At 64.3% G+C, this 21,659-nt stretch carries 22 protein-coding genes; 1 reads left to right on the forward strand and 21 read right to left on the reverse strand.

Annotated features, from left to right (window positions below):
- The first annotated feature begins 6 nt into the window (after window positions 1-6).
- A complete protein-coding gene (gene mnmH, locus ASE11_RS23440) occupies window positions 7-1,074 on the forward strand; it encodes a tRNA 2-selenouridine(34) synthase MnmH (RefSeq protein WP_056277662.1) in 1,068 nt (355 codons plus the stop codon).
- 35 nt (window positions 1,075-1,109) lie between these two features.
- On the opposite strand, the gene ASE11_RS23445 is transcribed toward mnmH, so the two are convergent.
- The 21 genes from ASE11_RS23445 to scpB all read right to left on the reverse strand — a co-directional run bounded on the left by ASE11_RS23445 (window position 1,110) and on the right by scpB (window position 21,497).
- Complete coding sequence (locus ASE11_RS23445; protein WP_056277665.1) at window positions 1,110-1,295, reverse strand: hypothetical protein; 186 nt, start codon at window positions 1,293-1,295, stop codon at window positions 1,110-1,112.
- Window positions 1,296-1,327: 32 nt separating this feature from the next.
- The gene (locus ASE11_RS23450; protein WP_056277668.1) at window positions 1,328-2,518 is read right to left on the reverse strand and encodes a PLP-dependent transferase; all 1,191 of its coding nucleotides are present in this window, start codon (window positions 2,516-2,518) and stop codon (window positions 1,328-1,330) included.
- 5 nt (window positions 2,519-2,523) lie between these two features.
- Window positions 2,524-3,048 carry a phosphoribosyltransferase gene (locus ASE11_RS23455; RefSeq protein WP_056277672.1) on the reverse strand — a complete coding sequence of 175 codons (525 nt, stop codon included), beginning with the start codon at window positions 3,046-3,048 and terminating at the stop codon, window positions 2,524-2,526.
- A gap of 68 nt (window positions 3,049-3,116) precedes the next feature.
- Entirely contained in the window at window positions 3,117-4,505 is a 1,389-nt protein-coding gene (locus tag ASE11_RS23460) for an adenylosuccinate synthase (protein ID WP_056277674.1), read from the reverse strand.
- A complete protein-coding gene (locus tag ASE11_RS23465) occupies window positions 4,502-5,686 on the reverse strand; it encodes an ATP phosphoribosyltransferase regulatory subunit (protein WP_056277677.1) in 1,185 nt (394 codons plus the stop codon). The genes ASE11_RS23460 and ASE11_RS23465 overlap by 4 nt, the downstream gene beginning before the upstream one ends.
- 118 nt (window positions 5,687-5,804) lie before the next feature.
- Window positions 5,805-5,987 carry a DUF2065 domain-containing protein gene (locus ASE11_RS23470; RefSeq protein WP_056277680.1) on the reverse strand — a complete coding sequence of 61 codons (183 nt, stop codon included), beginning with the start codon at window positions 5,985-5,987 and terminating at the stop codon, window positions 5,805-5,807.
- A gap of 59 nt (window positions 5,988-6,046) precedes the next feature.
- Window positions 6,047-6,940 (reverse strand): protease modulator HflC, encoded by an 894-nt coding sequence (gene hflC, locus ASE11_RS23475; RefSeq protein WP_056277683.1) that lies wholly within the window; start codon window positions 6,938-6,940, stop codon window positions 6,047-6,049.
- A 31-nt stretch (window positions 6,941-6,971) separates the two neighbouring features.
- Window positions 6,972-8,279, reverse strand: coding sequence for an FtsH protease activity modulator HflK (gene hflK, locus ASE11_RS23480; RefSeq protein ID WP_235501453.1), 1,308 nt, complete (start codon window positions 8,277-8,279; stop codon window positions 6,972-6,974).
- A gap of 134 nt (window positions 8,280-8,413) precedes the next feature.
- On the reverse strand, window positions 8,414-9,550 hold the full coding sequence (gene hflX / locus ASE11_RS23485; RefSeq protein WP_156406483.1) for a GTPase HflX: 1,137 nt from the start codon (window positions 9,548-9,550) through the stop codon (window positions 8,414-8,416).
- A gap of 127 nt (window positions 9,551-9,677) precedes the next feature.
- Complete coding sequence (gene hfq, locus ASE11_RS23490) at window positions 9,678-9,947, reverse strand: RNA chaperone Hfq (RefSeq protein ID WP_056277693.1); 270 nt, start codon at window positions 9,945-9,947, stop codon at window positions 9,678-9,680.
- A 64-nt stretch (window positions 9,948-10,011) separates the two neighbouring features.
- Complete coding sequence (gene der, locus ASE11_RS23495) at window positions 10,012-11,346, reverse strand: ribosome biogenesis GTPase Der (protein WP_056277694.1); 1,335 nt, start codon at window positions 11,344-11,346, stop codon at window positions 10,012-10,014.
- A 41-nt stretch (window positions 11,347-11,387) separates the two neighbouring features.
- Window positions 11,388-12,521 (reverse strand): outer membrane protein assembly factor BamB, encoded by a 1,134-nt coding sequence (gene bamB / locus ASE11_RS23500; RefSeq protein ID WP_056278100.1) that lies wholly within the window; start codon window positions 12,519-12,521, stop codon window positions 11,388-11,390.
- Between the two features lie 8 nt (window positions 12,522-12,529).
- Complete coding sequence (locus ASE11_RS23505; RefSeq protein ID WP_056277698.1) at window positions 12,530-13,204, reverse strand: YfgM family protein; 675 nt, start codon at window positions 13,202-13,204, stop codon at window positions 12,530-12,532.
- A gap of 104 nt (window positions 13,205-13,308) precedes the next feature.
- Entirely contained in the window at window positions 13,309-14,622 is a 1,314-nt protein-coding gene (gene hisS, locus ASE11_RS23510) for a histidine--tRNA ligase (protein ID WP_056278103.1), read from the reverse strand.
- A gap of 46 nt (window positions 14,623-14,668) precedes the next feature.
- A complete protein-coding gene (gene ispG, locus ASE11_RS23515; protein ID WP_056277701.1) occupies window positions 14,669-15,964 on the reverse strand; it encodes a flavodoxin-dependent (E)-4-hydroxy-3-methylbut-2-enyl-diphosphate synthase in 1,296 nt (431 codons plus the stop codon).
- A 2-nt stretch (window positions 15,965-15,966) separates the two neighbouring features.
- A complete protein-coding gene (locus tag ASE11_RS23520; RefSeq protein ID WP_056277705.1) occupies window positions 15,967-16,878 on the reverse strand; it encodes a RodZ domain-containing protein in 912 nt (303 codons plus the stop codon).
- 4 nt (window positions 16,879-16,882) lie between these two features.
- On the reverse strand, window positions 16,883-17,719 hold the full coding sequence (gene pilW, locus ASE11_RS23525) for a type IV pilus biogenesis/stability protein PilW (RefSeq protein ID WP_056277708.1): 837 nt from the start codon (window positions 17,717-17,719) through the stop codon (window positions 16,883-16,885).
- Complete coding sequence (gene rlmN, locus ASE11_RS23530) at window positions 17,716-18,861, reverse strand: 23S rRNA (adenine(2503)-C(2))-methyltransferase RlmN (protein ID WP_056277710.1); 1,146 nt, start codon at window positions 18,859-18,861, stop codon at window positions 17,716-17,718. The genes pilW and rlmN overlap by 4 nt, the downstream gene beginning before the upstream one ends.
- A 20-nt stretch (window positions 18,862-18,881) precedes the next feature.
- The gene (gene ndk / locus ASE11_RS23535; RefSeq protein WP_056277714.1) at window positions 18,882-19,307 is read right to left on the reverse strand and encodes a nucleoside-diphosphate kinase; all 426 of its coding nucleotides are present in this window, start codon (window positions 19,305-19,307) and stop codon (window positions 18,882-18,884) included.
- A 128-nt stretch (window positions 19,308-19,435) separates the two neighbouring features.
- The gene (locus tag ASE11_RS23540; RefSeq protein WP_056277717.1) at window positions 19,436-20,788 is read right to left on the reverse strand and encodes a pseudouridine synthase; all 1,353 of its coding nucleotides are present in this window, start codon (window positions 20,786-20,788) and stop codon (window positions 19,436-19,438) included.
- Window positions 20,754-21,497, reverse strand: a complete 744-nt coding sequence (gene scpB, locus ASE11_RS23545) for an SMC-Scp complex subunit ScpB (protein WP_082585985.1) — start codon at window positions 21,495-21,497, stop codon at window positions 20,754-20,756. The genes ASE11_RS23540 and scpB overlap by 35 nt, the downstream gene beginning before the upstream one ends.
- Between the last annotated feature and the right edge of the window lie 162 nt (window positions 21,498-21,659).

Here is a 21,659-nt window from a genome sequence, read left to right on the forward strand (position 1 = left end):
TCGGGCATGCCCGTACACACCCTGAATGCCGCAGAGGCGCTGAGCCGCCTGGCCGAATTCGACCTCATCATCGACGCCCGCACCGAAGACGAGCACGCGCTCGACCATGTGCCGGGCGCGGTGAACTGGCCCACGCTCAACAACGAGGAGCGCATCACCATCGGCACGATGTACAAGCAGGTCAATCCGTTCGAAGCGAAGAAGCGCGGCGCGGCGCTGTCGGCGCGCAACATCGCGGCGCACATCGAGCGCGAAGTGATCGACAAGCCGCGCACCTGGAAGCCACTGGTGTACTGCTGGCGTGGCGGCAACCGCAGTGGCGCGCTGGCCACCATCCTGGGCGCCATCGGTTTCCACGTCACCCTGATCGAAGGCGGCTACAAGGCCTGGCGCGCAGCACTGGTCGACTCCTTGCCTTCAATGGCCGAGCGCCTGCACTACCGCATCGTCTGTGGCCCCACGGGCAGCGGCAAGACACGCCTGCTGCAGGCGCTGGCCGCGCAAGGCGCGCAGGTGCTCGATCTGGAAGCCCTGGCCAGCCACCGCAGCTCGGTACTGGGCCACATTCCCGGCCAGCCTCAGCCGAGCCAGAAGCGCTTTGATTCGATGGTGTGGCAGGCCCTGCGCGGCTTCGACCCGGCGCATGTGGTCTACGTGGAGAGCGAAAGCAAGAAGGTGGGCAATGTGCGCGTTCCCGATGCGTTGATTGACGCCATGCGGGCGAGCCCCTGCATCGACCTGCGCCTGTCAGATGAAGAGCGCGTGGCCCTGCTGCTGGAGGACTATGACTTCTTCGTCAAGGACCCCGCTTCGTTCTGCTCGCGCCTGGAAGCATTGACGGAATTGCGGGGCAAGGAGGTGGTGTCGAGCTGGACTGAAAGGGTCAAGAGTGGCAATACGCCTGAGGTGGTGCTGGAGCTGTTGACCCACCACTACGACCCGATGTACGCCCAGTCGATCGGGCGCAACTTCAAACAATTCCCGCAGGCCCTGCCCTGTGAGCTGCGGGACCGCTCAGCCGATTCGCTGAACGAGGCTGCGCGATCGTTGATCGCCAGCGAAAACACGGCCTGAGCGCGGGGCCCAGGCCGCTGACCTTGTCCGACGGGTCAGTCCGCAGCGCCAGCGCCGTCGCCGCCCGATGCGCTGTCCGGTGCATCGGTGCCCGGCTCTTGCGGCGCATCGGTGTCGTCGTGGCGGCGGCCTTCGGCCTTGGCCTTGAGCTTTTCCTCTTTCTTCTTCTTCTTGGCAAGCTCGCGCTGGCGCTTTTCGTATCCGTAGTTGGGAGTAGCCAAATCAGTCTTTCAGGTCTGTTGAAACAAAGGGGTCAGGCTTGCAGGGCCGCCATGGCCTGTGCGAGGTCGGCACGCAGATCGTGCACGGATTCCAGACCGACCGCAAAGCGTACCAGACCACCGGCGTGCGGCCAGCCTTTGGGTCGAATGGACGCTGTGTCGTAAGGGGCGCACAAGCTGATGGGCCCCGCCCAGCTCCAGCCCAGGCGAAAGAGCTTCAGGCTGTCGCAGAACGCATCAATGCGCGACTGAGGAATCGAGGGATCGAACACGGCGCTGAACAGGCAAGCCGCGGCGCTCGCGTCACGCAGCCAGGTGGCGTGGCCGAGCGAGCCCGGCAGTGCCGGGTGCAGCACACGCACCACGCCCGGCTGTGCCTGCATCCAGATGGCGAGCTCGCGCGTGCTGGCATCTTGGGCCTGGTAGCGCAACGCCATGCTGGGCAGCCCACGCAGCACGAGTTCGGCATCGTTGGCCCCCACGCCCAGGCCCAGGCGCATGCGGGTCAGCAGGATCTTGCGGTGCAGGGCCAGGTTGCGCGTGATCACCGAGCCCATGAGCACGTCGGCGCCACCACTGGGGTATTTGGTGAGTGCCTGCACCGACACGTCCACACCCAGCTCGAACGCATTGAATGCAATGCCCGCGCCCCAGGTGTTGTCCAGAGCGGTGACGATGGTCTGCTCTTGAGCACGCAGTGCGTTGGCCTGACGCACACGCTCGACCAACGCAGGTATGTCGGGGTACTCCAGCGTGATCGAACCCGCAGCCTCCAGCCAGACCAGGCGCGTGGCCGGGCCGATCTGGCGCGCGAGGTCCTCGGGATCCATGGCGTCGTAGTAGCGGTGCGTGATGCCCCAGGCGGCCAGTTCGACCTCGGCGAACACCTTGCCCGGACCGTAGGCGTTGTCGGGGATCAACAGCTCGTCGCCACTGCGCAGCAAGGCCATGTCCACCAGCGTCATGGCGGCCAGGCCGCTGGGGGCGAGCATGCAGTGCTGGCCACCCTCGATCGTGGCCAGGCGCTCTTCCAGCGTGAACGTGGTCGGCGTTCCGTGCAGACCGTAGGTGTAGCCGCTCTTGTCTTTCCAGTCCTTGGTGCGCAGTGCCTTGACGTTGGGAAAGAGAACGGTGGACGCCTTGTGCACACCCGGCGCCACCGCCTCGAAGCCTTCGGGCGGCTTGTACGGGTGGTGGATCAGGCGGGTGGAAAGATCAGCCATTCAGATCAGAGCTTCCATTTTTCAAGGAGTTGCGCCGGGCGCATGCTGTCATAGCCCTCGAACGGCTGGTGGATCCAGGGGTTGGTCGGCAGGAACTCCACCGAATAGTCGGGCGTGAAGGCCGACAGCTGTTTGGTCCAGATCACCGCACTGCGCATCTCGGTGATGGGCACGTAGTTGTTCTTGAGCATGTCGATCACCGCCTTGAGGGTGTGACCGGAGTCCGCCAGATCGTCCACCAGCAGCACCTTGCCGGCAATCTCGCCCTTCGGCGTGGTGATGTAGCGGGCGATGTCCAGGTTGCCCTGCTCGGTGCCGGCGGCGGCCCGGTAGGAGCTGGTGGACATGATGGCCAGTGGCTTGTCGAAGATGCGCGAGAGGATGTCGCCGGGGCGCATGCCGCCGCGGGCCAGGCACAGGATGGTGTCGAACTCCCAACCCGACTGGTAGACCTTGAGCGCGAGCTTCTCGATCAGGTTGTGGTACTCGTCGTATGAAACGTAGAGATGTTTGCCGTCTTCGGTGAGCATTCGGACTCCTGGGGGTATCGATCGGGATTTTGCACGATGCACGGGCCCGCGGGCCGTGCATGCGCCGCTCAGCCGTGGTACGGATGGTGGATCAGAATGGTGTGGTCGCGATCAGGGCTGGTCGACACCACATGGATCGGCACACCGGTGGTGTCCGCGATGCGTTGCAGGTAGCGGCGCGCATTCTCGGGCAGTTTGTCGTACTGCGTGACGCCCACCGACGAGTCGCTCCAGCCCGGCAGGGTTTCGTAGATCGGCTCGCACCGTGCGATGTCCTCGGCACCCATGGGCAGGATGTCGATGACATCACCGTCGAGCTGGTAGCCGGTGCACAGCTTGAGTTCCTTGAGCCCGTCGAGCACGTCGAGCTTGGTGATGCACAGGCCGGTGAGGCCGTTGACCTGGGCCGAACGTTTGAGCAGCGCGGCGTCGAACCAGCCGCAGCGGCGGCTGCGCCCGGTTGTCACGCCCTTCTCTGCGCCCACGGTGGCCATGTGCCAGCCTGGCGTGCCTTCCTTTTCCCATTCCAGCTCGGTGGGGAACGGGCCACCGCCCACGCGGGTGCAGTAGGCCTTGGTGATGCCCAGCACGTAGTGCAGCAGGCCAGGGCCCACGCCCGATCCGGCGGCAGCATTGCCGGCCACGCAGTTGCTGGAGGTGACGAAGGGATAGGTGCCGTGGTCGATGTCGAGCAGCGTGCCCTGCGCGCCCTCGAACAGCAGGTTGGCGCCAGCCTGGTGGGCTTCGTTGAGCTCGCGCGAGACGTCGGCGATCATGGGCTTGAGCAGCTCGGCCTGTTGCATGGCCTCGGCGTAGACCGGTTCGAACTGGATCGCACCGTCTTTCATGTAGGCGGCAATCTTTTCGTCCCAGACCATGTCGGCAGAGTGCAGGTAACTGGTGAGCAGGTGGTTGTGCAGGTCGAGCAGCTCGCGCAGCTTGGCGGCAAAACGCTCGGGGTACTTCAGATCCTGCACGCGCAGCGCGCGGCGCGCGATCTTGTCTTCGTAGGCCGGGCCGATGCCGCGGCCGGTGGTGCCGATCTTCTCGGTGCCGGCCTTGACCTTGGCGGCTTCGCGCGCGATGTCGATGGCGGCGTGGAACGGCAGGATCAACGGGCAACCTTCGCTCACACGCAAGCGCGAACGCACTTCCACACCGGCCTTTTCCAGCCCCGCGATTTCTTCAAACAGTTTGCCCACCGAGAGCACCACGCCGTTGCCGATGTAGCACTTCACACCGGCACGCATGATGCCGCTGGGGATGAGGTGCAAAGCCGTCTTCACACCGTTGATGACCAGCGTGTGACCCGCGTTGTGGCCTCCCTGGAAACGCACCACGCCGGTGGCGGTTTCAGTCAGCCAGTCGACCAGCTTGCCCTTGCCTTCGTCACCCCACTGGGTCCCCACCACCACTACATTGCGACCGGGTGTCACGGCGTTGCTGCTGTTCGTCATTGGCTGATTTCCGTTTGAATGTTCTTTACCGTCCATGCACCCGCGCGCGCCGCATCGGGCACCAGTTCGCGGTCGCAATGAAATTCGTCGACTTCGTGTTCGTGGCCGGGCAGCACACACACCACTGTGTGGCCTTGTGCACGCAGGTCGGCAATGGCCCCCCGCAGACTGGCGTCCATGCCCCAGGGTGCACGGATTGCCGCCACCAGGGGGCGCGGTGCCACTGCGGCCACCAGCTCTTTCAGGTCCAGGCTGAAGCCCACGGCCGGGCGGTTGCGGCCGAACACGGCACCCACCTCGTCGTAGCGGCCACCGCGCGCCAGTTCCAGCGACTGGCCCTGCCCTGCCTGTGCAAACAACGCAAAGCGCATGCCGGTGTAGTAGGCATAGCCGCGCAGGTCGGCGAGATCGATCGATACCGTCATGTTCTGCGCATGTGAGGCAAGCCAGCGCAAGCTGTCGAGCGCGGCATGCAGCTCGGGCGAGGCTTGCAGCGTCTGCCGGGCTTCATCGAGCACGGCCACATCACCGAAAAGGCGCGGGAGTGCGCAGAGATCGCGCCTCACGGCAGGCGGCAAGTCGCGCGCGAGCACGTTGAGTTCGGCCACATCCTTGGCGTTGAGCGCTGCATGGATACGGGTTTCCTGGGCCGCCGTGAGCACGACCGGCGCCAGCACGGCATCGATCACGCGCACGTCGGCCATGTCGAGCTGCAGGCCCTTCACGCCGGTCACGCGCAGGCAGGCCTGCGCGAGTTCGATCACCTCCAGGTCGGCCTCCAGGCCGGCGTGGCCATAGATCTCGGCGCCGAACTGCAATGGTTCACGGCTGGCAAGCGGACGGTCGATGCGTGTGTGCACCACCGGCCCGCAGTAACTCAGGCGAGCCACGCCCTGGCGGTTGAGCAAATGCGCATCGATGCGGGCTACTTGCGGCGTGCTGTCAGCGCGCAGGCCGAGTGTGCGGCCAGAGAGCTGATCAACAAGTTTGAAGGTTTGCAGATCGAGCGCTTCACCGGTACCGGTGAGCAGGGACTCGAGGTGCTCCAGCAGGGGAGGCATGACCAACTCGTAGCCATAGCCACGGGCGGTATCGAGCAAGCTCCTGCGCAATTCTTCGATGTGGCGGGCCTCGGAAGGCAAGACATCGGCAATGTGATCCGGGAGGACCCAGGCAGACATGGGCATTTTCAGGAGCTGTTAAAACCGCGATTTTACCGGGGTGCGGCAGGGTATCCGCAGGCATGTCGCATGAGTGGGTGGGCACAGGCGCGTTGAGCACCCGGCCACCCAGGGGAATTCATCCCAGCAGCCAGACCATCAGGGCACCGCTGGCCACGCAGATCAGGCCGAAGAAGCGGAGCTGCCCATCGCGCAGACTCAGCATTTCAGAGAAGACCTGACGCCACAACCGCGGCGCCACCAAGGGCAGGATGCCCTCGAACACGAGTACAAGCGCCAGGGCGGTCCAGATCAGGTCCACGTCGCCGAAGCCGCGTTGTCAACGCGTGCGAACGATCAACCCGACGGGCATCATGGCACTCACCGATTGGGCGCCAGATTGCTGCTGCGCAAGGACTTGAAGAAGTCGGAAGAAGGATCGACCACCAGCACGTCGGATTTGCTGGCGAAGCTCGCCTTGTAGGCCTCCAGGCTGCGGTAGAACTGGGCGAAGGCCGGGTCGCGGCCGAAGGCGTCGGAGAACGATGCAGCGGCTTTGGCGTCACCCTCACCCTTGATGAGCTGGGCATCGCGATAGGCCTCGGAGACGATCACCTCACGCTGACGATCGGCATCGGCGCGGATTTTTTCTCCTTCGGCAAAGCCGGTGGATCGCAGTTCATTGGCCACGCGCTTGCGCTCGGCTTCCATACGCTGGTAAACCGACGCAGTGATGCTCTCGGCGTAGTCGACGCGGGTAATGCGCACGTCCACCACGTCCATGCCCCACGGCTTGTCGGCGCTGCGCACCGCGGCCAGCACTTCGCGCTTCACATCGGCCATCAGCTCTTCACGCCGGGTCGACAGCAGCTCGTTGACGGTGCGCTTGTTCACTTCCTGCTGAAACGAGTTGCGGACCACGCGGTTGAGCTGCAAGGCGCCGGCGCGCTCGGTGATGCCGACGTTGCGGATGTACTCCTGCGGCTCGGCGATGCGCCAGCGAACGTACCAGTCGATCACCACACGCTGTTTCTCGGCCGTGAGCGTCGGTTCGGTGTCGGTGCTCTCCAGGGTCAGCAGGCGCTTGTCGATGTAGGACACATTCTGGAACGGTGGCGGCAGTTTGAAATTCAGACCTGGCTCGGTCACGACCTGCTTGATCTGGCCCAACTGGAAGACCACACCGAACTGGCGCTGGTCAACCACGAAAAGCATGGAGCTGGCGATGGCCAATGCCACAACGAGGCTGGTGAGGATGAAACCCAATTTGTTCATGTGCGTTGCTCTGTGGTCTCGTGTGCTGCGTTCAACGGCTTTCGCGCTCGCGCGAGCGTGCCGCGTTGTCGAGGCTGCGGCTGGCCGAGGTGGACGCAGCGCCTGCGGTGGGCGGTGGCAAGGCGGTCGCGGGTGCAGCCGCCGGTGACTGGGCCGTCATCTGCATGATTTTGTCCAGCGGCAGGTACAGCAGGTTGTTGCCCGCCTTGGAGTCCACGAGCACCTTGGTCACGTTGCTGTAGATCTCCTGCATGGCGTCGGTGTACATGCGTTCGCGGGTGACCTGCGGCGCCTTCTGGTACTCGGTCAACACCGAGCGGAAGCGCTGCGAATCACCCTCTGCTTGAGCGACGATGCGGGCGCGGTAACCTTCGGCTTCCTCAGTCAGGCGCGACGCAGCACCGCGAGCCCGGGGCACCACGTCGTTGGCGTATGCCTCGGCTTCGTTCTTCGCACGCTCGCGCTCCTGGCCTGCCTTGAGCACATCGTCAAATGAAGCCTGCACCTGCTCGGGCGGGCGGACACCGCCCTGCTGCATGTTGATGCCCACGACCTCGATACCGACCTTGTAGCGATCCAGGATGGTCTGCATGAGCGCGCGCACGCGCGGTGCGATCTGGTCACGCTCTTCGGCCAGCGCGGCGTCCATCTTCATCTTGCCGACCACCTCACGCACTGCCGTTTCAGCGGCTTGGACCACCGAGGCGTCCGGGTCGCGGCTTTCAAACAGGAAGGCCCGGGCGTCGTTGAGGCGGTACTGCACGGCGAACTTGATCTCGACGATGTTCTCGTCTTCCGTCAACATGGCGGATTCACGCAGACCAGTGGCGGGCACGAGGTTGTCACGGCCCACGTCGACCGAACGGATCTGGGTCACAAACACCGTCTCATGGCGTTGGACGGGGTACGGCAGGCGCCAGTTGAAACCGGCACCCACGGTGCTGCTGTACTTGCCAAACTGCGTGATGACGGCCTGCTGGCCCTCTTGCACGATGAAGAAGCCGGTGCCCAGCCAGATCAGTGCCGCGACGCCGACAATGAGGCCCGCACCAATGCCGGTGGTCTTGGGGCTGGGGTTGAAATTGGGCATACCGCCGCCACCGGAACCGTTGCCACCACCCTGACCACCGCCCTTTTTGCCCAACAGGCCACCGAGCTTGCGGTTGAAGTCGCGCCACAACTCGTCGAGATCTGGAGGACCTTGGTTGGGCCCCTGACCTCGCGGGCGCTGCGGCGGACGGTTGTCGTCGTTGCGTTCGGGCTCCTGACCGTCCTTCGATCCCTCATTGCGGGATGCGTCGTCGCCCCGGCCCCAGCGTGGATCGTTCAGGTTGAACATGCCCAACAGCTTGCTCAAGACCTGCCGTGGCTTGGCGCTTGAGCCTGGCTGATCAGCGCGGGCGGGGGTTTGCAGATTCACATCCATGTGTTGCCAACTCTTTGTCGATTCAAAAACCATCACATTGTGCCCAATCAGGACACCGGACTTTCCATTTCAGGGAACGCCCCGGGGGCCATGGGGCCTTGCCCGCCATTGAGGTTCGTGACCTGTGCAGCCAGAAGCGCTCGCAAGGCAGGCAATCCTTCGCCTGTTTTCGCACTCACGTAGATTCGAGGCACCGGTTGACCATCCAGTTCCATTTGATCACTCAGGGCATGCGGATGGACGGCTTCGTCCATCGCATCGAGCTTGTTGAACACCAGAACCTGCGGAACTTGATCGGCACCGATATCTTTGAGCACCCCCATCACGGAAGCAATCTGTTCAAGATGCGAAGCGTTGGAAGCATCCACGACATGCAGCAGCAGATCCGCATCGGCCGCCTCCTGCAAAGTGGCCGCGAAGGCGTCGACCAGCCCGTGCGGCAGATCGCGGATGAACCCCACCGTGTCCGACAACGACACCGATCGGCCCGCCTCGCCCAGGTACAGCTGGCGGGTGGTGGTGTCCAGCGTGGCAAACAGCTGATCAGCCGCATAGGCTCGCGCCTTGACCAAGCCGTTGAACAAGGAAGACTTGCCCGCATTGGTATAGCCCACCAGCGAGATGGAGAAGGTATCGCGGCGCTCACGCTGGCGTCGCTGGGTGGCTCGCTGCTTCTTCACCTTCTCAAGACGCTCTTTGGTCCGCTTGATCGAATCGCCGATCATGCGGCGATCAAGTTCGATCTGCGTTTCACCAGGGCCGCCCCGCATGCCGATGCCACCACTTTGTCGCTCCAGATGCGACCAGCGCCGCACGAGCCGGGTGGAGAGGTATTGCAGCCTCGCCAACTCAACCTGCAGTTTGCCTTCGTGGCTGCGCGCTCGCTGAGCGAATATCTCCAGAATCAACAGCGTGCGGTCATTGACCGGCATGCCGAGGTGGCGCTCCAGATTGCGCTGCTGCGCCGGACTGAGCGATTGATCGAACAGGACCTCCGAAGCGCCGGTCGATTGGGCCAGCAGCTTGATCTCATCGGCCTTGCCCGAACCGACGAAAAGCGCCGGATCGGGCGCACGCCGCTTGCAAGTGACCCGATCGGCAACGGTGTACCCCGCCGTCTGGGCCAACAAGCCCAATTCCTCAAGGGGAGCGTCAAAGTGTGGCGTGCCGAAATCCACCCCCACCAGGATGACGGATGGAGTGGGCGTGGAAGAGGTTTCAGAAGATTTCAAATCGGTTCAGCGACAGCGCCATGGGCGCTGTGGGCCAGGTGGCACAGCATTGCCGACCCGGCGTTCAAGAGGCACGTGTTCAGGACGCGGCAGGTTCATCCGCAGTCGCTGCGGTGAACTGCACGGGACGACCCGGAACGATGGTGGAAATGGCGTGCTTGTAGACCATCTGGGTGACCGTGTTCCGAAGAAGAACCACGTACTGGTCAAAAGACTCGATTTGCCCCTGCAGCTTGATGCCATTGACCAAGTAGATCGACACGGGAACGTGCTCCCGGCGCAGCTGGTTCAGGAAAGGGTCTTGCAAGAGTTGGCCTTTGTTATTGCTCACGATATGCTCCGTGTTCAGAAAAAAGTTGATAGGAAGAGAACCATACCACAGGGTTTGTACTGCTCAAGCCTGCAGGGAAATCCTATTCCTTGAAGGGATTGGTCGAGGTCTTGAATTCAATCCGCAAGGGCGTTCCCACGAGGTCGAACGCCTTGCGAAAGCGACCTTCCAGAAAGCGTTTATAGGAATCTGGCACGTGCTCCAGCGAATTGCCGTGGATCACGATCACTGGAGGATTCATGCCGCCCTGGTGGGCGTATCGCATTTTGGGGCGGAACATGCCGCCACGCGTGGGCGCCTGAAACTGCACGGCTTCGGCCAGAAGTCGGGTCAAAACCGGCGTGGACATCTTGCGCATGGCTGAGGCCTGAGCCTGAATGATCGATTTCCAGACCGGCGCCAAGCCCTGGCGCTTCTGTGCCGAGATCCTGTGCATCGAGGCAAATTTCAGGAATGCCAGCCGGGTTTCTATCTGTCGCTCGATTTGCTCACGCTGGTACGCATCCACCGCATCCCACTTGTTGATGGCCAACACCACGGCGCGGCCACTCTCCAGGATATAGCCGGCAATGTGGGCGTCCTGGTCGGTCACGCCTTGCGTGGCATCGAGCAGCAGCAGCACGACGTGGGCATTTTCGATCGCCTGCAGGGTCTTCACCACCGAGAACTTCTCGATGGCCTCGAACACGCGCCCCTTGCGGCGAATGCCTGCCGTGTCGATCAGCTCGAACTTCTGGCCGTTGCGTTCGAACGGCACGGAAATGGTGTCGCGCGTGGTGCCGGGCAGGTCGAACGCGACCAGGCGCTCTTCACCCAACCAAACGTTGATCAGGGTGGACTTGCCCACGTTGGGCCGGCCCGCAACCGCCAGGCGGATCACGCCGACTGGAGCAGGCTCTTCCTCTTCGTCTTCGGGCGGCAGTCCGGGGATGCGTTCAAGTGCGAGCTCGACCATGGAGCGAACACCTTGCCCGTGCGCACCAGAGACTGGCAGCACCTCGCCCAGACCCAGCTCGAAAAATTCGACGAGCTGCAGACCCTGAGTCATGCCCTCGGCCTTGTTGGCCACGAGCACGCAGGGCTTGCCGAGGCGGCGCAGGTAACTCGCTATCTCGTGGTCTTGTGCGCTGATGCCCGCGCGGGCGTCGACCACGAACAGCACCACGTCGGACTCCGCTACGGCTTGGCGGGTCTGTTTGGCCATCTCCTTGTAGATGCCTTCGGTGGCATCGGGCTCGAAGCCACCGGTGTCGATGACGATGTACTCGCGCGCACCGAGTCGGCCGTTGCCGTAGTGGCGGTCGCGGGTGAGACCGGCAAAGTCGGCCACGATGGCATCGCGAGAACTCGTCAAGCGGTTGAACAGAGTGGACTTGCCCACATTGGGGCGGCCCACCAGGGCGATGACGGGTTTCAAGGAAAGCTGCTTTCGTTCAGGGGGGCGGTTCGGCTCAGCCGTTATTGGGGGCGCCAGGCGTACACGCCGCCGTTGCGGGTCTGCACCACGAGCGCGTCGCCCGAGAGCACAGGAGCCACGAGGATCGGCGAGCCGTCGGTGCTCAGACGGGTCATTTCGCTGCCGTCTTCGCGCGAGATCAGGTGCACCAGGCCGGTGCTGTCACCCACGGCGACCACGCGACCCAAGGCCAACGGCGCGCTCAGGCCGCGGTATTTCAGTCGCTGGGTGCTCCACGCTGGTTCACCGGATACGCGTTGCCACGCCTGGAAGCGGCCTTCGCTGTCAGCACCAAAAACAAGGCGGTCGTCTCCGTGGACGCCGGTGGTGCCCTGCGCTGCGCGGGTCCACACCACCGTGCCCCGGCTGGCGTCCACGCAACCCACGGCTGCCGAGTAGGCGCGCACGCACACGCTGTCGCCGATCCTGCTGACCGGGCCAACGATATCCACCAGTCGCTCCACCTCGTTGGTGCCGCGCGACGTGGCCACAGGTGCTTCCCAGCGCACGGAGCCATTGGTTGGGTTGAGGCCCACCAGGCGACCCGACAATCCAGCCACAAGCGTGTCGCCCACGGCCAGCAAGGCGCCGCTCTGGCTCAGCACCAAAGGCTCGCTCGTACGCGACTGAGCCCACAGGCGAACGCCGTTCTGGGCGTCAAAAGCGGTGACGGTGCGGTCGGCGGTGAGCACGAACACACGCGCGCCAGCCACCAGCGGCGCAGTGAAGGCGCGCGCTGGCAGACGCACACGCCACACCTCACGGCCGTTGGCCAGCGCCACCAGGTGGTTGGACTGCGTAACCACCGCGGCCGTTTGCCCATCGGAGCCCACGCCGGCGGCAATGGGGGTTCCCACGTTAAGGCGCCAGACATCCTGACCGGTGTTGCCATCCAGCGCGGCCACCGTGCCTGATGTGCTGGCCACAAACACACGTCCCGATGCCACGATCGGCGTGATGGACTCAGTGCCGGCTCCGATCTGGGCCGCCCAGGCCGCGCGAGTACCCATGAGTGCGGCCACGGGTGGCAGCTCGGTGGGTTGCGGTTTCTTGGAACCGGATGAGCAAGCCGTCAGACCCGCCAGGAGGAGTACGGCAAGACAGGTGGTTCGCAGGCTGCGTTGCCATGAAATCAGAAATGGGTTCAACGGACCACCTCGGTTGTTGGAGTCAAGCCGGCCACATCCACGCCCAGCGAAGCCAGCTTCACTTCCACAAGCCGGCGGTATTCAGTGCGGCTGCTCAGGCCGCGCCAGGCGGCCTGGTACTGTGCCTTGGCCTCGTCGAGCTTGCCCTGAGCCATCAACACATCGCCGCGGCGGTCGGCCACGAGCGGCTCAAACGACTTTGGCACGGGTGCTTCCAGCGTTTTGAGCGCCTGGTCGTAGGCTTGCGCCTCGATATCCAGGGCGGCCAGGCGCAAGCGGGCAACTGCCTTGTAAGAGTCATCGGACGATTTTTCAGCGGCCCAAGCCAGCGCCGCACGCGCTTCGGGCAGCTTGCCGGCATCGAACAGCGTCTTGCCGGCTTGCAAGGCCGCCTGGCTGGCAAACGTGGTACTGGCAAATTGGGACTGCATGTCAGCCAGCGCACGTTGCATGCGATCGGCATCCTTGGCGACAGCCGCGCGGTCCACCTCGTCATACAGCGCGGCGGCCTTGGCCGCCTGGGTGCGTTGCCAGTAATTCCAGCCGTTCCAGGCGGCGAACGAACCAAACACCACGATCAACATCCAGCTGATGAGGTTGCCGTATTGGTTCCAGAAGTGTTTGATCTGATCGAGCTGTTCCTGCTCTTCAAGGTCGAGGTGTTTGGCCATGTTGCAATTCAGTTCGGGTTCGCGCGCTGAAGGCGCAACGCTCGATTGTAGGCGGGCGGCTCTGGCACCACTGCCTCGGCCGCACGAAGGAAACCAGACGGGATTCAGGCGCTGCGCAAACTGACCGCCCAATCGGCAACGGCAGTGAGCGGCAACAGTCTTTGGGCGGCTGCCGGGGGCGGTGATTCACCGTCGGGCCGAGGTCCACGCAGCGGCTTCACGGCCACGCTGGCTTGCTGCAGCTCCTGCTCGCCAAAGATCAGAGCGAAGCGCGCACCACTGGCGTCGGCCTTCTTGAACTGCGACTTCATGCTGCCCATGCCGTCGGCGCCTCCCGCGTGCATCTGCACGTTGACGCCATGTTGGCGCAGCGCACGCAGCACCGGCATGACCTGCGACACATGGGCCGCATCGGGCACCACAGCGTAGGCGTCGGGCACCGGTTGCTCGGGCAGCCTGCCCTGCTCCTTCAGCAGCTCCAGGATGCGCTCCATGCCCAGCGCCCACCCCACGGCGGGCGCGGCCTTGCCACCGATCTGTTCGAACAGACCGTCGTAGCGACCACCCGCGCACACCGTACCCTGCGAGCCCAGTTGGGTGGTGACGAACTCGAACACCGAGAGGTTGTAGTAGTCCATGCCACGCACCAGGCGTGGGTTGATGCGGTAGACAATGCCGTGCGCATCAAGCAGCCCGCGCAAGCGGTTGAAGTGATCCAGCGACTCGGTGCCCAGGTGGTCCATCAGACGGGGCGCTGCATTCACCAGCGCCTGCATCGCCGGGTTCTTGGTGTCCAGGATGCGCAGCGGATTGCTGTGCAGGCGGCGCTTCGCTTCTTCATCGAGTTTGTCGGCGTGGGCTTCGAGGTAGGCAATGAGGGCCTGGCGATGCGCCAGCCGTTCGGGTGGCTGGCCCAGGCTGTTGATCTCGAGCTCGATGCCGGTCAGGCCCAGCTCGGCCCAGAGGTCACAGGCCAGCACGATGAGTTCGGCGTCCACATCCGGCCCGGCAAAGCCCAGAGCTTCGGCGCCGAACTGGTGGAACTGCCGGTAGCGCCCTCGCTGGGGCCGCTCGTGGCGGAACATCGGCCCCATGTAGTACAGGCGCTTGCCGCCGTCGTACAGCAAGGAGTGCTCGAGCGCAGCACGCACCACGCCGGCGGTGTTCTCCGGGCGCAGCGTGAGTTGTTCGCCATTGAGCCGGTCTTCGAAGGAGTACATCTCCTTCTCGACGATGTCGGTCACCTCACCGAGGCCACGCACAAAGAGCGCCGTGGGTTCCACGATGGGCGTGCGCAGGTTGCGGTAGCCGTAGCGGCGCATCAGGCGACGCAAGGTGTCTTCGAGCCACTCCCAGTGCGCGGACGCGGGAGGGGCGATGTCGTTCATGCCTTTGACGGCGCTCAGTTTTTCTGCCATGTGCTGCAAGCCTGTGCGTTCAGCGCAAGCGGGTGTGGACCCAGCTTCAAGCGGTAACGCCAAACTTGTTCTCGATGTAGTTGTCCACGATCACCTGGAACTCGCGCACGATGTCGTCGCCACGCAAGGTCAGTGCTTTTTGTCCGTCGATGAAGACCGGTGCTGCCGGCGCTTCGCCGGTGCCCGGCAGGCTGATGCCGATGTCGGCGTGCTTGCTCTCGCCGGGGCCGTTGACAATGCAGCCCATCACCGCCACCTTGAGGTTTTCCACGCCGGGGTAGCGCGTGCGCCAGACCGGCATGGAGTTGCGCAGGTAGTCGTCGATCTGCTTGGCCAGCTCCTGGAAAGTAGTGCTGGTGGTGCGGCCACAGCCCGGGCAGGCGGTGACCGAAGGCACAAAAGCACGCATGCCCAACGCTTGCAGAATCTCCAGCGCGATCACCACCTCTTGCGTGCGTGACTCCCCCGGCTGTGGTGTCAGCGAGATGCGGATGGTGTCGCCAATGCCTTGCTGCAACAGTACCGAGAGCGCCGCCGCCGAGGCCACCGCGCCCTTGGTGCCCATACCGGCTTCGGTCAGGCCCAGGTGCAGTGCGTAGTCGCAGCGCTGCGCCAGCGCCTGGTACACAGCGATCAGGTCCTGCACGGCGCTGACCTTGCACGAGAGAAAAATGTTGTTGCCGTTGAGCCCGATCTCCTCGGCACGTCTGGCCGAGTCGAGTGCGGACGTGATCAACGCTTCGTACATCACCTGGCGCGCCTCCCAGGGCTGGCGACGGCCGGCGTTCTCGTCCATCAGGCGGGCGAGCAGGTCCTGGTCCAGGCTGCCCCAGTTCACGCCGATGCGGATGGCTTTGTCGTGCCGCGCGGCGATCTCCACCATCTGGGCGAACTGCCGGTCGCCCTTGTCGCCACGGCCCACGTTGCCCGGGTTGATGCGGTACTTGGAGAGCGCCTCGGCGCAGGCCGGGTGGTCGGCAAGCAGGCGGTGGCCGTTGTAATGGAAGTCACCGATCAGAGGCACATCGACGCCCATGCGATCGAGCTGCTCGCGGATGTAAGGGACCGCCTTGGCGGCCTCGTCGTTGTTGACAGTGATGCGCACCAACTCGGAGCCGGCCAACGCGAGCTCTTTCACCTGGATCGCGGTGCCCACAGCGTCCGCAGTGTCGGTATTGGTCATGGACTGCACGCGCACGGGCGCGTCGCCGCCCACCGTCACGCGGTGGTTGCCCCAGGCCACCAGCCCTTGCCGGGTACGGCGCGAACGGGCTGCAGCCAACGCGATCGGTTGGTCGCTGGATGCAGCAGACGCAGGAGATGGTCGGGACACGGTGTCCATGCTCATTTCACCTCGAATCGGGCCACGTTGTTGCGAGCAAATGGCGACGTGTCAAAAGACTTTCCGCGCACGCTCACCTGTGCGGCGTCCACCTTGCCCAGCACCACCGTGTAAGGCGGTGCAGCCGAAAAATCGATCACGTCACCCGACTGCAACAGCCGTTTGGCCACGACGGTACCGGAACCATTGACCACCTCGACCCAGGATTCACCGGTGGCGGCAATGCTCAGCAGGCTGGCCGACTGGGGGGCAGCAACCACCTCGGGTGACGTCACTGGGTTGACAGCCACCTCGGGTGACTGGGTGGATGCTGAAGCTTCTGGCGGTGCAGTCGTGGTGCCGCCGGGGGTGGCTGCAGGGTCAACTGCAGGGTCAGTGGTGGCAGGCCCGGCGACATCTTGCGAACCAGGTTCCTGCGCGGCCACCGGCCCAACTGCAGGCGCCGGCTCCGAAATCGTCTCGGTGGCACTGGATGGGGCTGGCGGGTTCTCGGCCTTCGGCAGGAAAACGATCACCAGCGCACCCAGGAGCAAAGCAATAGCCGCCAGCAACGCCGGACGCGACAGCCAACTCAGGGGATTGAACGGTGCTTCATCATGACCGGAATTGAACGGTGCATTGAGTGTTTGACCAACGTGCCCGAGCTTGAGCAATGCACCTTGCGGAATCTGTTGCAGGATTGGCGCGGGGTCGACCCTGAGTTGGCGGCAGGCACTGGAAGCCAGGGCACGGGCAAATGTGAGGTCGGGCAGCTCGTCGTAACGCCCCGCTTCGAGCGCTTCCAGCTTCTTGACTGGCACCTTCAAAGCTGCGGCCAGTGCGGCAATGTGCAACCCGGCGGCTTCTCGAGCGTCCTTGAGGCGAATGGGCCGAGAAATGGTCTCCGCGGAAGTCTCGCCCCCTGGATGCGTCATCGCCTCACTCATTGAATGCTCCCCGCTGGTAGTGCGCCCACTGCGCGGAATCGGGGTAACGACGGCCCAGTTGCTGGGCGAGTTGCGTCATGGCCTGGGTGTTTTGCAGATGCCGCTCCACCTTGATGCCCAACCACAACGTTTCGGCGTTCGCCAGATCGGTGTTGTTCAGTCGGCGGATCGTGAACTGCGCCTTGCTGGCCTCACCCCGACGGAACTGCAATGAAGCAAGGTTGTACGCGACGATGGGATTGCCTGCGTCAAGCTCGTACGAACGCGCCAGGCTGGCTTCGGCCTCAGGCAGCTGGCCAGCACGAATCTGGCAAATACCCATGGCCAACAACGACTTGGCCTGACCGCCATACACCGGACTGGCCAGCGCGCGCCGAAACAAGTCGGTGGACTGCGCGTAGCGGCCCGCCTGACATTCGAACCAGCCGTAGTTGTGCAGCGCATCCGGGTCGCGCGGGTTGAGCTGGATGGCGCGCTTGAAGCTGTCCTCGGCCAGCGCGTTGTTGTTCAGTTGCATGTACACCAGTCCGCGCAGCGCGTAGGCAGGGGCGTAGGTGGGGTCGGCTTGCAGGGCAAGCTTGATTTCATCGAGCGCCACGGTGGTCTGGCCTTCCGCGAAATAGCCTGCGGCGAGTTCGATGCGGATGCGTGCGCGCTTGCGCACCTCGGGTTCGTCCGAATCGGTGATGGGCTCCTGCAGGGAGGTCGCACTGGGCGCCGCGCTCGTCTGGGCGCAACCCGCCAACAGCGCCAGGCAGCACAACATGAACGCCAGCAACCCCACCGTGGCGCCTGAGAACCGGGCTGGGAATCGAGTGGCTGAAGTCATGCCTGCCTTTCCTTGTGAACGATGCGGATGGGATGCTCGAGCGCGCTGCGGCGTTTGGCAAGGCGGCTCGCGGCATTGGTGCGATCAAGCACGTCGCCGGCGAGTTGACCACAGGCTGCGTCGATGTCATCGCCTCGGGTCTTGCGCACCGTCGTTACCAACCCGCCTTCGCTGAGTATCTTGGCAAACTGCTGGACCACCGGCCGTGGCGAACAGAGCAAGCCCGAGCTGGGAAAGGGATTGAAAGGAATGAGGTTGATCTTGCACGGAACACCGCGACCCGCATGCCCCTTGAGCAGGGTGAGCAACTCACGGGCATGTTGCGGCTGATCGTTCACGCCATCGAGCATGCAGTACTCGAAAGTGATGAAGTCGCGCGGTGCAGCCGGCAAGTAGCGCAGACAGGCATCGAGCAGTTCAGCGATGGGGTACTTGCGGTTGAGCGGCACCAGATCGCTGCGCAGCGCGTCATCTGGTGCATGCAGGGACACGGCGAGCGCCACCGGGCAATCCTGCGCGAGGCGATCCATCATGGGAACAACACCCGAGGTGGATACGGTGACGCGGCGGCGCGAGAGGCCATAGCCGTGGTCATCGAGCATGACGCGAAGCGCAGGCACCAGCGCGCTGTAGTTCTGCAGGGGCTCACCCATGCCCATCATGACCACGTTGGTGATCACGCGCTCTTCGCGTTTCAAATGCTTGCGCAGGAAAAACTCGGCCTGCCAGAGCTGGGCCAGGATTTCACCGGTGGTGAGGTTGCGTGAGAAGCCCTGATGCCCTGTCGAGCAGAAACGGCAGCCGACCGCACAACCCGCCTGGGACGAGATGCACAAGGTGCCGCGGTCTTCTTCGGGAATGAACACGGTCTCCACCGCGTTGCCGCCGCCCACGTCGAACAGCCACTTGATGGTGCCGTCGGCAGACTCCTGACGCGAGAGCACAGGCAGGCCGGTGATGGTGCAGGAGCCGGGCAGCTTCTCGCGCAGGCTGCGCGCGAGGTCGGTCATCTCGGTGAAGTCCGACGCCCCTTTTTGATGAATCCAGCGAAACAGCTGGACAGCGCGAAAACGCTTTTCGCCCAGCTGCTCGCACCAGGCGGCCAAACCCTCGAGATCGAAGTCGAGCAGATTGGCCGTCATGACATGGTCAGCGCGCTGGCTCAGCGCGAGTAAACGTTGAGACCGGCGAAGAAGAACGCAATCTCGGCGGCGGCGGTCTCGGGCGCGTCGGAGCCGTGCACGGCGTTGGCGTCGATGCTGTCTGCAAAGTCAGCGCGAATCGTGCCGGCATCGGCCTTCTTCGGGTCGGTGGCGCCCATCAGGTCGCGGTTCTTGGCAATGGCGCCTTCGCCTTCGAGCGCCTGGATCATCACCGGGCCGGAGATCATGAAATCGACCAGATCCTTGAAGAAAGGACGGGCCTTGTGCACAGCGTAGAACGCCTCGGCTTCTCCGCGCGACAGGTGCGCCATGCGAGCAGCCACGACCTTCAGGCCAGCAGCTTCAAAGCGGGCGTAAATCTGGCCGATGACGTTCTTGGCAACAGCGTCGGGCTTGATGATGGAGAGAGTGCGTTCGATGGCCATGAAAATCCTGAGGTTTTGTGGGTCAATTTGCTGAAGGTTCTGCCGGGGTTTGGGGCACCCCGCAAAGCCCATGATTCTACATTGGTCGCGTCACGGCGCCGTGACGGTGGGCCATGGGCGGCGCGCGCTCAACGACTGCCCGATCGACCCCCACCCCCACCCCCACCCCCGCCACGGCGACGGGCTCCCCCGGGCGCACTCCCACGACCCGCTTCCTGCTCCCGGCGGCGCTGCAGAGCGTCCTGCCCGATGTAGCCGAACGAGGTCTTCATGGGATCGGGCTGCGAGGCCCCACCGCCCGGTCCTCGCCCGCCCGATCCGCTGCCAGGCTTGCTGCCACGGCCTTTGCCACCGGGTCCGGTGGGTGCACCGCCCATGCCGTATCCGCCACTGCGGCGGTCCCCGAAACCTGGGCCTTCGTTTCGGCTGCCAGGCGGGTTGCCCTGGGTGCGACCGGGTCTGGGGCCCTGTTTCCCACGCTGCGCTGGATGGCGGCCGCCGGGACGGGGTGGGCGGGCGCCCTCCTCGTCTGCGCTCGGCATGCCGGCGGCGGCAGTCAGGCGGGCAATGTCGCGCTCGTCCAGCTCCAGCCATGCGCCCCGCTTGAGTCCGCGCGGCAACATCATGGCGCCGTAGCGGATGCGGATCAGGCGGCTGACCGCGTGGCCCACCGCTTCGAACATGCGGCGCACCTCTCGGTTGCGTCCTTCGCCGATGGTCACGCGGTACCAGCAGTTGGCCCCCTCGCCGCCACCGTCTTCGATGGAGGCGAACTGGGCCATACCGTCGTCCAGGCGCACGCCGTCGAGCAGACGTGCTTTTTCTTCGTTCGACAGCGCACCGAGCACGCGCACCGCGTATTCACGCTGCAAGCCGAAACGCGGGTGCATCAATCGGTTGGCCAGTTCACCCGAGCTGGTGAGCAGCAGCAGGCCTTCGGTGTTGAGGTCGAGCCGGCCAACCGACTGCCACTTCCCCTGCATCAGCTTGGGCAGACGGCGGAACACGGTGGGCCGGTTTTGCGGATCGTCGTGCGAAACCACTTCGCCTGCAGGCTTGTGGTACGCCAGTACGCGGGGCGGCGGCGGCGTCATGCGCACGCGCACCGGCTTGCCGTTGACTTTGATCACGTCGCCAAACTGGATGCGCTGACCCACGTGGGCGGGTTCACCGTTGACCGAAATGCGGCCTTCCAGGATCAACTGCTCCATTTCCAGACGCGAACCCATGCCGGCCTGCGCCAGCACCTTGTGCAGCTTGGGCGATTCGGCCTGGGGTGCGAGCACGCGCTTGGCGGGCAGCAGCGGCAGGTCCTGCTCTTGCTCGGCGTCGAAAGCGCCGCTGACCACGTCGTCAAAGCGCAGCACCTCGGGCACAGCCGGCGCTGGCACCGGGCGTGCCGCACCGGGTTGCTCGGGCGCGTTCGCCTCGGGAGCGTGATCAGGTTCAGGCGAGGCGGGGGGGGTTTGATCCGGGGTCATGGTCTTCCTGGGTGGACGGTTCCAACAACTGCGGGTCGGAGGGCGGGGAAATGGGGTCAGGGGAAATGGGGTCGGTGGCCAGGGGGTCGGCCACCAGCAGCAGATCTGATTCAGGTGTGTCGGACTCGGATGCGCCGGGCTGCAGGCTGTTGGCCAGGGATTCGAAGTCGAGGCGGTCCAGCGCAGACTCCTGCACCTCGCTGCCGTCCAGCGGCGGCAACTGGTCCAGCGAAGCCAGCCCCAGGTCGTCGAGAAACTGGCGCGTGGTGGCAAACAAGGCCGGGCGACCAACGGTTTCGCGGTGGCCGATGACTTCAATCCAGCCCCGGTCTTCCAGTTGTTTGATGATCAGCGAGTTGATCGTGACACCACGGATGTCTTCCATGTCGCCGCGCGTGACCGGCTGGCGGTAGGCAATGATGGCCAGCGTTTCCATGGCGGCACGGCTGTAGCGTGGCGGCTTCTCGGGATGCAGGCGGTCCAGGTAGGGACGCAGCTCGGGCCGGCTCTGGAAGCGCCATCCCGTGGCGACCTGCACCAGCTCCACGCCGCGCCCGGTCCACTCGAGCTGCAGATCGGCCAGCAAGGTCTTGAGCGTGTCGGCCGACACTTCCATGTCGAACAGCGTGCCGAGCTCGCGCACCGACAGCGGCTGGGGCGCGCAGATCAATGCCGTCTCGAGGACACGCTTGGCATCCGTTGTGTTCATGGTGTCTGTCAGTCAAAAACCGGTTTGTGACCGGGACGGTGCGAAAAGCAAACGGTGCTTGCATCATCCGGGCAGTTTGTCCGGGCCATGCGGCATGCGGGCGCGACCGTTGGGTCGGGGCGAATCAGCCAGATCCTGCAGCGCCCGGGTGTGGGCTCTCGG

It is taken from the genome of Hydrogenophaga sp. Root209 (assembly GCF_001428625.1).
Classification (GTDB): domain Bacteria; phylum Pseudomonadota; class Gammaproteobacteria; order Burkholderiales; family Burkholderiaceae_C; genus Hydrogenophaga.